Below are 4,466 nucleotides of genomic sequence, written 5' to 3' on the forward strand. Positions count from 1 at the left end.
ACATTCTCTAGGCTTTGTACCCCAAACATATCCTTTGCTGCGAATTCTTCAAGGACGGATTGGGTGACTGATTTTGGCATCCCGGTATACCTCCTCGGCTAAGTAGATTTGGTACGGCTATATTATTAGTGAAGAGTTTTGGGCTCTAGAGTATTGGTAATATATATTATTTTTCCTAGAATGGGTGATGATAATGTTGACAAAACGAGGGTAATTTGTAAATGTGCGTAAAGGCGATTTGGCAAGCTTGGTTCTATGTACTAAAATGTTTAATAAATGTTATTACATGCGGGAGGGAATCATTTGATTTGTCTAATATTAGCAGGGGGAAGAGGAGTCCGGCTGTGGCCGGAAAGTACGGAAGCAAGGCCGAAACAGTTTTGTAAGTTTTTCGGGGACAAGTCGATGCTTGAGCAGACTATCGACAGGACAATGGCGGTTGGTGCTGATACAGTCATGATTGTTACCAGCCAAGATCAAGCTGAAACGGTCGAGCAGGTCGTCAGGTCGGGGAATTACGACGGTGTCGAGGTAATAGGGGAGCCTCAAGGCAAGAACACTGCTCCGGCCGTGGGCTTGGCTATTGCCAGGTACTTTGATTCTCGACCCGAGGATGTAATCGCGGTGTTTCCTTCCGACCATTTTGTTTCCGATGTTGCGGCATTTCGGTGGGTGCTCGACAAGGCCGTAAAAGCGGCGCAGGCGGGGTATTTAGTAACTATCGGTATCAAGCCTTCTTATCCGGAAACAGGTTACGGTTATATACAAGCTGATAGTCACGACATATCAGGGATCGCGGGCGTTTATAGGGTCAAGTCTTTTAAGGAAAAGCCGGATTCGGTGACAGCAGAGCACTACATCAATAGCGGCGGGTATTTCTGGAACGCAGGGATTTTCGTGGGCCGAATCGATGTTTTTGCCCAGGAATTTGCCCGGCATTTGCCGGAGGTTTACCGGTTCATTGAAAAGGGGTTTGGGGACTACCTTGCTAGCTATGACTCTTTACCTGAAATCAGTATTGACTATGGTATTGCAGAAAAGAGTGATCGGGTAGCAGTTGTACCTGGTGACTTTGGATGGAGTGACGTTGGGAGCTGGAAAGCCTTGGCGGATTTATTCGAAGGAGATAAAGACGGAAACGTTCTACTAGGACCAGATATAATCGCGGTCAATGCCGGTAATTGCTTAGTCAAACAAAACCATAGGACTGTAGCTCTACTGGGGGTTCGGGATCTGGTGGTTGTGGAAACCCCTGAGGTTGTGATGGTGTGCCACAAAGAAGAGGCCCAGAAAGTGCGGATACTGGTAGACATCTTGTCAGAAATGGGGAAGAATCACCTGCTTTAACTTTGTCCGTCAACGGGCCATGACAACCGCTTTCATTCCATAGTATTGATAACGAAAGATGTCATATGGCCCTCTGTTATGTATCCAACACATGTTCGACATGTACCGTGTGTAGGCTCTCGAATCGCACAAGGCCGACAAGATCTCGCACAAAGGGATTCAAGATACATGCAAGGATTGCCTGAAAGGAGAGGTGACCTGTGAACGGTAATGTATTTAGGCAGTATGACATCAGGGGTATAGTTGATAAAGAGCTGACCGATGAATTGGTAATCGGTATCAGCCGGGCCTTTGCGGTATGTGCCGACCGCCGGGGGTTTAAAGAGGTTTTGGTTGGGCGAGACAATCGCAAATCCTCACCCCGTTACCGTGATCTAGTAGTCGAAGCTTTGCAGGCTTCCGGTTGTCGGGTTGTGGATATCGGTACGGTGGTGACGCCCATGTTTTACTTTGCTGCCCGCTACTTGGGAATTAAGGCAGGCTTAATGATCACTGCCAGTCACAATCCGGGAGATTACAACGGGTTCAAAGTGTTGTTAGGTGAAACTACCATCTATGGTGAAGAAATACAGGAGCTGCGCCGGATGGTGGAAAGGGGAGAGTCGATTACGGAACCGGGTGGGCGGCTGGAGATAGCAGATATTACTAAGGCTTATGTCGATATGATAAAAGACAAGGTGAAATTAGGGCCGAGGAAACTTAGTGTTGTTGTGGATTGTGGGAATGGTACCGCTTCTTTCTTCGCGCCGCGCGTTTTTCGAGAGTTGGGCTGTAACGTGTATGAACTTTACTGCGAATCGGATCCTGAGTTTCCGAACCATCATCCTGATCCGGTGAAGCCAGAGAACTGCCAGGACCTTATCCAAAAGGTTCAGGAGATGGAGGCCGATCTCGGGCTGGGGTTTGACGGAGACGGGGATCGGTTGGGTGTTGTTGACCGCGAAGGTAACATTATCTGGGGAGATATGTTGATGATACTTTTCTGGCGGGAAATATTGCCGAAGTATCCTGGATGTGACTGCATTGTGGAGGTCAAGTGCTCGCAAAGCCTTATCGATGAAATCAAGAGGTTGGGAGGCCGGCCCCTTATCTACAAAACGGGACATTCATTGATTAAGGCCAAGATGAAAGAGATAGGAGCCGTGTTCACGGGCGAGATGTCTGGGCACATGTTTTTCGCTGACGAGTATTACGGTTACGACGATGCTTTATATGCAGCAGCTCGGTTGCTTCGGATACTTTCTAACAGCAATCAGACCATAACCGAAATGCTCGCAGATGTTCCCAAGTACTATGCCACACCGGAAATCAGGGTGCACAGCAGCGATGAGGAAAAATTCAGAATCGTTAATGAAGTACTGGAACACTTCAAGAAGAAGTACGAGGTCATAGACGTAGATGGGGCACGGATACTGTTCCCGGACGGTTGGGGATTGGTACGAGCTTCGAATACCGGGCCTGAATTGATACTGAGGTGTGAAGGAAGCACGCCAAGAGCTTTGGAGAACATCAAGGAAGAGCTATTCGGTTACCTTAAGAATCTGGGACTAGAGGTCGATGTTGGCGGTTTAACTAGCTAGAAGAAGTTTTGGACGTTTAGTCTTGCTGTTGCTTGTAAGGAACTGCGGGGTGTGGTAACATAAAACTTAATAATTGGAACTGGTTTTGGTCAGGCGTTCGAAGCCGGGCCCTAGCGGGCAGCGGTTGTGAAATCCGCGGGACTTCATCGTAAAAGGTGGGGTCCCGTTTTTTGATATACAGGGGGTTGTGGATGATGGAAAAGAGAGTCAAGGCGGCTTTGGTTTCGGTTATCAGTAACACATTCTTGGTTACAGCTAAACTCGTAGTTGGTTTTCTGATAGGCTCGGTGAGTGTGATTTCTGAGGGCATTCATTCGGCTAATGATCTTTTGGCATCATTTATAGCTCTATTCGCGGTGAAGTCAGCCTCAAAGCCGCCTGACGAGAAGCACAATTTCGGCCACGGCAAGATCGAGAACATCTCCGGTACGATCGAGGGTCTACTTATATTTATAGCTGCTTGTTTGATAATCAAGGAGGCAATCGAAAAAATTTTGCATGGCGGTGAACCCTTGGCCCTGGGGTGGGGAATCGGGGTTATGGGGCTTTCGGCCCTGGTAAATTTGTTGGTTTCTTCTTATTTGATGCGAGTAGCAAAAGCTACTCATTCCATAGCTTTAGAGGCGGACGCCATTCATCTCCGAACCGATGTCTACACCTCAGCTGGGGTTTTTGCGGGCTTGTTATTGATACACTTCACAGGATGGACAATGCTTGACCCGATTGCTGCCATTCTCGTTGCTATGTTAATTATCAGGGCCGCTTTTGAACTGACGTCCAAAGCGTTTGTACCTTTGATCGACACGGCTCTCTCGGAAGACGAAGTCAGTGAGATAAAGGCGATTATTGAAAACTACAGCGAAAAGTTTGTGGAATACCACGATTTGCGTACAAGGAGGTCCGGACGCGAAAAGCACATCGATTTTCATCTGGTAGCTCACTCCGATTTGAGCATCCAAGAGGTTCACGACCTTTGCGACTCGATAGAGGATCACATTATGAGGGAGATACCCCACTCGCATGTGTTGATTCACTGTGAGCCTGTGTGCTGTTGTGAAGGCGAGGAAGCTTGCCAAGCTGCAGATTTAACCAGAAGTCATGCCTAATAAAGCGGAGATGAATTTTACTTTGCAATTTGATATGGTTGTTTGTGCCAACCCGGGTATATCCCGGGTTTCTAATTTCTGCATGGCGGGCCACCTGTAAACATAGTAGAATTTCAATTAGTACTACCTTAAAAACGGGCCACAGATGAACACAGATGGGCACAGATGAACCTAGATGATGGACACAGATGCACAGAAGATGGGTACAGATGACCACGGGTTAACACAGATTAACACAGACTAACACGCCAGCCAGTGCTGTTACCACCAGGAGAATGCAAACTTCATTACTATTAGTGATTTGAAGGGTCTGTCAAGTTATTTGTGTAAACCCCATTTAGTAACTAAATCATAGGTAGGGCTCGACTCTTTCCTTGAACAGGATTATCAGTTGGGATAGAATCAATCCCCAGTTCTTAATCGAAACAGTCCA

At 47.3% G+C, this 4,466-nt stretch carries 3 protein-coding genes; all 3 read left to right on the top strand.

The annotated features are described in order from the left end of the window. The first annotated feature begins 303 nt into the window (after positions 1–303). The 3 genes from HPY90_RS14955 to HPY90_RS14965 all read left to right on the top strand — a co-directional run bounded on the left by HPY90_RS14955 (position 304) and on the right by HPY90_RS14965 (position 4,033). Entirely contained in the window at positions 304–1,347 is a 1,044-nt protein-coding gene (locus tag HPY90_RS14955; RefSeq protein ID WP_013174946.1) for a mannose-1-phosphate guanylyltransferase, read from the top strand. 200 nt (positions 1,348–1,547) lie between these two features. Beyond that, the gene (locus HPY90_RS14960; protein WP_273699216.1) at positions 1,548–2,927 is read left to right on the top strand and encodes a phosphomannomutase/phosphoglucomutase; all 1,380 of its coding nucleotides are present in this window, start codon (positions 1,548–1,550) and stop codon (positions 2,925–2,927) included. A gap of 191 nt (positions 2,928–3,118) precedes the next feature. Continuing rightward, positions 3,119–4,033 carry a cation diffusion facilitator family transporter gene (locus HPY90_RS14965; RefSeq protein WP_273699217.1) on the top strand — a complete coding sequence of 305 codons (915 nt, stop codon included), beginning with the start codon at positions 3,119–3,121 and terminating at the stop codon, positions 4,031–4,033. Positions 4,034–4,466 lie beyond the last annotated feature (433 nt).

It is taken from the genome of Syntrophothermus sp. (assembly GCF_013314835.1).
Taxonomy (GTDB): Bacteria; Bacillota; Syntrophomonadia; order Syntrophomonadales; family Syntrophothermaceae; genus Syntrophothermus; species Syntrophothermus lipocalidus.